Annotated in this window: 5 protein-coding genes; 3 read left to right on the forward strand and 2 right to left on the reverse strand. The window is 60.9% G+C overall.

Going from position 1 to position 6,317, the window contains the following annotated elements; genetic code table 11:
• Positions 1-61: 61 nt before the first annotated feature.
• Positions 62-1,300 carry an acyl-CoA dehydrogenase family protein gene (locus HX803_RS31770; RefSeq protein ID WP_178926024.1) on the reverse strand — a complete coding sequence of 413 codons (1,239 nt, stop codon included), beginning with the start codon at positions 1,298-1,300 and terminating at the stop codon, positions 62-64.
• A gap of 266 nt (positions 1,301-1,566) precedes the next feature.
• Between HX803_RS31770 and sfnG the strand changes: the two genes are divergently transcribed.
• Entirely contained in the window at positions 1,567-2,652 is a 1,086-nt protein-coding gene (sfnG, locus tag HX803_RS31775; RefSeq protein ID WP_178926025.1) for a dimethylsulfone monooxygenase SfnG, read from the forward strand.
• On the opposite strand, the gene HX803_RS31780 is transcribed toward sfnG, so the two are convergent.
• Positions 2,636-3,736, reverse strand: a complete 1,101-nt coding sequence (locus tag HX803_RS31780; protein WP_178926026.1) for a GNAT family N-acetyltransferase/peptidase C39 family protein — start codon at positions 3,734-3,736, stop codon at positions 2,636-2,638. The two genes, sfnG and HX803_RS31780, sit on opposite strands and share 17 nt — an antisense overlap.
• A 94-nt stretch (positions 3,737-3,830) precedes the next feature.
• Here HX803_RS31780 and HX803_RS31785 point away from each other — a divergent pair, with 94 nt between their 5' ends.
• The gene (locus HX803_RS31785; RefSeq protein ID WP_218647235.1) at positions 3,831-5,417 is read left to right on the forward strand and encodes a RimK family protein; all 1,587 of its coding nucleotides are present in this window, start codon (positions 3,831-3,833) and stop codon (positions 5,415-5,417) included.
• A 6-nt stretch (positions 5,418-5,423) separates the two neighbouring features.
• Positions 5,424-6,317, forward strand: an 894-nt coding sequence (locus HX803_RS31790; RefSeq protein WP_178926027.1) for a magnesium transporter CorA family protein, incomplete at its 3' end; no start/stop codon positions are given.

Genomic DNA, 6,317 nt, shown 5'->3' on the forward strand with positions numbered 1-6,317 from the left:
CCGTAAGGGCGGAACCCATAGCAGCCGTTACCGCAGAAACGGATATGCCCCCAATCAAACCTCACCCCTTACCCGGCCCATTCCCAATCTGCCAAACAAACGGCGGCTCACTCCCATTCACCACCCAATCCCCCACAATCCGCGCCTTGTAAATCACCGGATTATGCGACGACACCGTCCGCGCATTCCGCCAATGCCGATCCAGCGCTTTCCCCTGGCGCACATCCGAAGCCCCCAGCGCATTGAACAACTCAGTGGTCGCCCGCTGAACCAACTGCGACACCACCACCTGCGCCGTCGCCGACTCAATCTCCGCCGCCACATTGGCCTCCCGCTCCAACACCGCATCCCCCGAAAACCGCGCCAGGTAAGCCCGCTGCGCCGGAACAGCCGCCTTTAAGGCACTGGCCTCAGCCGCATACACCAGGGCCGCCACCTCACCCACCACCTGCTGTACCTGCGCATCCTGGCTCACATGCGCCGCATTGCCATGGCTGTAAATGCGTTTACGGCTACGCACCTGCCGTGCCACATCGTTCAGCGCCGCACGCCCGATACCCGCCAGGCTCGCCAGCAGCACCAACTGGTAGAAGGCCGTCTGGTACTTGAACCGGGTCGCAAAGTCGATGACGTTGTCAGCCTCGACCACCGCATCGGTAAACCGCGTGGTGCCACTGCCCGTGGTGCGTTGACCAAACCCGTCCCAATCATCGCTCTGCACCACGCCCGGCTGTCGCGTGCGCGTGGCGGCGATCACCGAGGCGCCGGTGTCGCTGCGCTGGGCGTACACATCGATCCAGTCCGAAAACAGGCTGCCGGTGCTGTAGAACTTCTCACCGTTGAGCGTCCACTGATCGCCGTCCGGGCTGACCTGGGTTACCACATCGCCAATCGCGACATCGCCGATTTCCGTCCAGGCGCAGCCGACGATATCGCCGTCGACAAAACGCTTGAACCACAGGTCGCGGCCGGCACCGGGCGGTGCATTCAGGCGGTCTTCGGCGAACGCGAAATGCCCGCGCAGGGCTTGGGGCACGTTGGAGTCGGCAGCGGCGAGTTCGATCAGCAGTTCGAACAACTGGGGCAGGGACGCGCCGCCACCGCCATATTCCACCGGCACTCGCACTGCGCCAAAGCCGGCCTCCTTGAGCCATCGGATGGGTTCGTAGGGCAGGGTGCGGGTTTGCTCGCGCTCAACCGCACCCTCGGCGATGCGCTGGAAGATCGGCCGAAAGCGTGCGGCCAGTGTGGGGTAGTCGACGCCGATGGACAGCGGGTTGATCACGTGTTGCTCAGTCATGGGAGGCAGCTCCTTGGCAGTGTTCAAGTACCAGGGCGATTGCACAGTCCGTGCCGGGTGTTCCACCTCGTATTTACGGGCTATAACCCTGGCTGACTGTTGCGCCAGCAACAGTGGAACGACAAAGCGGTGCGATCCCTGACACCCGCGACAAAGGCCTTCATTGCGCGGTTTCTTGATGCAGCGCCTGTACGCCGGGCCTTTGCCGGTGCTGGCACACTTGCTGCTCTGACCCTCCTACATCCCTGTGTGCGAGGAAACGTCCGATGAGTCAGCAAGCCGTGAAATTTGCCTATTGGGTGCCCAACGTCAGCGGTGGGCTGGTGGTGAGCAAGATCGAACAGCGCACCCATTGGGGCATCGACTACAACCGCAAACTGGCGCAATTGGCCGAAGAGGCCGGCTTTGAATATGGCCTGACGCAGATTCGCTTTACCGCCGGCTACGGCGCCGAGAACCAGCATGAATCCGTGGCGTTCAGCCATGCGCTGCTGGCGGCGACGACCAAACTGAAAGTCATTGCAGCGATCCTGCCCGGTCCGTGGCAACCGGCGTTGGCGGCCAAGCAATTGGCGACCATCGACCAGCTGACTAACGGCCGCATTGCGGTGAACATCGTCAGCGGCTGGTTCAAGGGCGAGTTCCAGGCCATCGGCGAACACTGGCTGGAACACGATGAGCGTTATCGCCGTTCCGAAGAGTTCATCCGCGCCCTCAAGGGCATCTGGACCCAGGACGACTTCACCTTCAAAGGCGACTTCTACCGCTTCAACAACTACACCCTCAAGCCCAAGCCGCTGGGCCAGCCCGAGGTGTTCCAGGGCGGCAGCTCGCGGGCCGCGCGGGACATGGCAGCGCGGGTGTCGGACTGGTATTTCACCAACGGCAACACCCCGGAAGGCATCAAGGCCCAGGTCGACGATATCCGCGCCAAGGCGGCCGCCAATAATCATTCGGTCAAAGTCGGCGTGAATGCGTTTGTTATCGCCCGTGACACCGAAGAAGAAGCCCGCGCCGTGCTCGCCGAAATCATCGAAAAAGCCGACCCGGAAGCCGTGAATGCCTTTGGCGATGCGGCCAGGCAAGCGGGCAAGGCCTCACCGGAGGGCGAGGGCAACTGGGCCAAATCCAGCTTTGAAGACCTGGTGCAGTACAACGACGGCTTCAAGACTAACTTGATTGGCACCCCGCAACAGATTGCCGAGCGCATCGTCGCGCTCAAGGCCGTCGGTGTGGACCTGGTACTCGCCGGCTTCCTGCACTTCCAGGAAGAAGTCGAGTACTTCGGCAAGCGCGTGTTGCCGCTGGTGCGCGAGCTGGAAGCCCAGGCCGCGATCAAGCAGGTGGCATAAACAGCACCACCGCCGCCCGCAGTTTGTTGTTGCCAAACCGGCACATGCGCTCGAACGCCCCATGGCTGACCGGCAGGTGCTGGCAGTCCAGGGGCTGACGGTGCTGGCTGTGGTCCACGTCCGGGTCGTGCAGGTAGACAAACTCGTCGTCGCAATCGGTGACCATCACCCAGTGCGGCGACTTGGAACGCGTGAGGCGGTAGCTGCTGATCAACACCAGCGGTTGCCCGCCTGCCTGCAGCACCTGGGGCAAGTCCAGGGCGCCGCCGAGCACCTGTTCGACGTCGCTGCCTGCCAACTCCTCTTCGAACGCCTCGTGCACCACACGCATCACATCCTTTTTGTGCGGGTCGCGCACGCCATCGAGAAACAACGGCCCGCTTACATTCACCTGCATCCGCACCCGAAAGCCCCGGCGCCAGGCTGCCAGCGCCAAACCCTGAGGGCTGCAACCACCATGGCCGGCGGTCATGAACACGGTGGTTGCTTCGCGCCAGATCTGCAGCTCTTCGCGACGCTGTGCCACACGCCCAGGCACCAGCGCGCCCATGGCCATCAGCAGGCAGGCGGCGCCACAGGTGAAGTCGGTGGTCTGTTGATAATACGGCACGCTCTGCGGGCGTGCGGTGTGATGCTGCAGGATGCGTTTTTCCAGGCGCAGGGCGGCGGTGTGGTCTTCGTAATAGTCATTGATCAGGGCGAAGCGCCGGTAGCCAGTGCGTTCGTAGAGGGCGAGGGCGCCGGGGTTGTCGGTGCGCACTTCCAGGCGCAGGTAGGCACAGTCGTGCTTGATGGCGCAGGCCTCGATACGGGCCAGCAATTGCTTGCCCAGGCCCATGCCGCGCGCGTGTTCGGCAATGGCGATGGAGTACAGGCGCGCCAATGAGGTACCGCGATGGAACAGCACCAGGGCGTAGCCGAGCAATTGCTCGTCATTTTCCGCCACCAGCAACTGCCCGTGGGCGCGGCTGACCATCCACTGGAAACTGCGCGGCGAGAGCCGGTCGGTGGTGAAACAGTGCTGTTCCAAGGCCACCAGTTCAGGCACATCGGCCGGTGTTGCAACGCGAAAGGAAAGAGCCATATAACCGCCGTAAAAGTTGCGTAACGAAACGGGACTTCTCTAAAAGATCGTGCTTAATAGAAAAGGTCGAGTTCTCTAAAGCGGATCAAATATTATGTCGGCGGTACAAGGTCATTGGCGTGAAGTATCCGAGCAAACCCTCGCGGCGACAATAACTAACAAAGGTTATTTTTCCGTACCACCCAAAGGGGCCAGTCAAGTCGTGATCATTGTCGAGCGCAAGGAAGATTGGGCCTCTTACTTCCCCAGCGAAGACATCGTCACCGCCCAGGAATACCTGGAACAGACCCGGGAAAACGAGAGCGGCAAGCGCGTGCAGGTGATCAACCTGTGCCGCAGCTACAAGTACCTGGGGCATGGCTACTACTGTTCGCTGCTGGCTGAAGCTCGGGGGCACAAGGTGATTCCGTCGGTGCGCACCATCAGTGAGCTGACCAAAAAATCGCTGTATGGGCTGGCGCTGGATGACCTGGATAAAACCCTCGATAAAGCCTTGAGTCATCACCTTTACAGCAATACCGAAGGGTTTACCCTGACCCTTTACTTTGGTCGGACCAATATAGAACCGTTGCAGGATCTGGCCCGCCAGTTATTTGAAACCTTCCCGTGCCCGATCCTCTTAGTTGAATTCAGAAAGAACAACGGTTGGCATATCGAAGGGGTCAAGTCCGGCGTGCTGCACAAGTTGCGTGATGATCAGGAAGATCAATTCGCCCACGCCCTCGACAACTTCAGCCGCAAGATCTGGCGCCAACCCCGTTCACGCCGATTGGCCCGTTATGACCTGGCCATCCTTCACGATCCTCAAGAGCAACTGCCCCCATCCAACGCCCGTGCCCTGGAGAACTTCGTGCGGGTCGGCAAGGGCCTGGGCATCGACGTGGAACTGATCGAACGCAAGGACTACGGGCGCCTCGCCGAGTACGACGCCTTGCTGATCCGCGAGACCACCAGCGTCGACAACCACACCTATCGTTTCGCCAAGAAAGCCGAAAGCGAAGGCCTGGTAGTAATGGATGACCCGACGTCGATCCTGCGCTGCACCAACAAGGTCTACCTCACCGATCTGCTCAACAGCCATCAATTGGGCATGCCCGCCACCGAGATTCTCTACAAGGAACGACCGGAAGAGTTCGAACGGGTCGGCGAACGCCTGGGTTTCCCCTTGGTGCTGAAGATCCCGGACGGTTGTTTTTCCCGTGGCGTGATCAAGGTGGAGAGCCAGGAGGCCCTGCTCAAGGCTACCGCCGAGCTGTTCGAACATTCGGTGCTGTTGCTGGCCCAGGAGTTTTTCTACACCGAGTACGACTGGCGCATCGGCGTACTCAACCGCAAGCCGATCTTCGCCTGTCAGTACTTCATGTCCAAGGGCCATTGGCAGATCTACAACCACAAGGCTATCGGCCAGGACATCAACGGCGAATGCCGCACATTGGCGGTTCACGAGGCGCCGAAGGCCGTGGTGGAGCTGGCCGTGAAGACCGCCAACCTGATCGGTGACGGCCTGTATGGCGTGGACCTCAAGCAATCCGGTGACAAGGTGGTGGTGATTGAGGTCAACGACAACCCCAATATGGACGCCGGCATCGAAGACGCCTATTTGCAGGACGACCTGTATGCCCTGGTGCTGGAGGAGTTTGTGCGGCGCCTGGAGCTCAAGCGCCTAGGCCAGGTCTGGTAGCCGGCGATGATCCAGCGCTTTGACCTGATCGATGGCACGCTGCGCAGCGGGGACAGTGACGAGGCCCCCATCCTGTTGTTCAACGACCCTGACCCTGCCGAGCGAGACAGGCTGCGTGACCATTACAAGCAGGATGAGCACGCGCTGGCCTCGGCGCTCGACCCGGACGAAGTCTCACGGATCGAGTTCCACCCCGACAACCTGTTCCTGATCTGGAAACGCCCGGAAAACTACTCCGGCGGTGGCAGCCTCGTATTCGAAGTGTCGTCCTGCGGCTTGCTGTTTTCACCGGACCGACTGCTGGTGATCGCCCCGGATGAAACCCCGCTGACCGGCTTGGGCAAGCGCCACCCCTTGCACACGCCACTGGACGTGCTGCTCGACTTGCTGCTCAACAACATCCACCACTACCTGGGCCACCTCAAGGTGATCAAGCTGGTTGCACGGGAGTTGCAGCAGCAATTCAACGCGTCCATGAGCAACCATCACCTGATGCAGATGTTCAGCCTCAGCGAGAGCCTGATCTATTACATCAATGCCCTGCACAGCAACGGCGCCGTGCTGACGCGCCTGCGCAACCACGCCGAGAAGGAACACTTCAGCGCCCGGACCCTGGGTCTGATTGACGACCTGATCATCGAAAACCACCAGTGCTACAAGCAGGCCGAAATCTACTCCAACGTGTTCTCCGGGCTGATCGACGCACGCGGCAACCTGATGAACAACAGCATGAACAACCTGCTGCGCAAGCTGACCTTGATCAACGTGGTGTTCCTGCCGCTGAACCTGATCGCCAGTGTGGGCGGCATGTCGGAATTCAGCATGATGACGGCGGGCACGCCCTGGTGGATTTCGTACCCGTTGTTCCTGGCGGCGATGGGGCTGGGGGCGGGGTTGATG

The organism is Pseudomonas sp. P7548 (assembly GCF_013386585.1).
Classification (GTDB): Bacteria; Pseudomonadota; Gammaproteobacteria; order Pseudomonadales; family Pseudomonadaceae; genus Aquipseudomonas.

What these genes read in the sequence shown, in the direction of transcription:
- HX803_RS31770 (WP_178926024.1), bottom strand. Translation starts at nt 1,300, where the DNA reads ATGACTGAGCAACACGTGATCAACCCGCTGTCCATCGGCGTCGACTAC.
- sfnG (WP_178926025.1), top strand. Translation starts at nt 1,567, where the DNA reads ATGAGTCAGCAAGCCGTGAAATTTGCCTATTGGGTGCCCAACGTCAGC.
- HX803_RS31780 (WP_178926026.1), bottom strand. Translation starts at nt 3,736, where the DNA reads ATGGCTCTTTCCTTTCGCGTTGCAACACCGGCCGATGTGCCTGAACTG.
- HX803_RS31785 (WP_218647235.1), top strand. Translation starts at nt 3,831, where the DNA reads ATGTCGGCGGTACAAGGTCATTGGCGTGAAGTATCCGAGCAAACCCTC.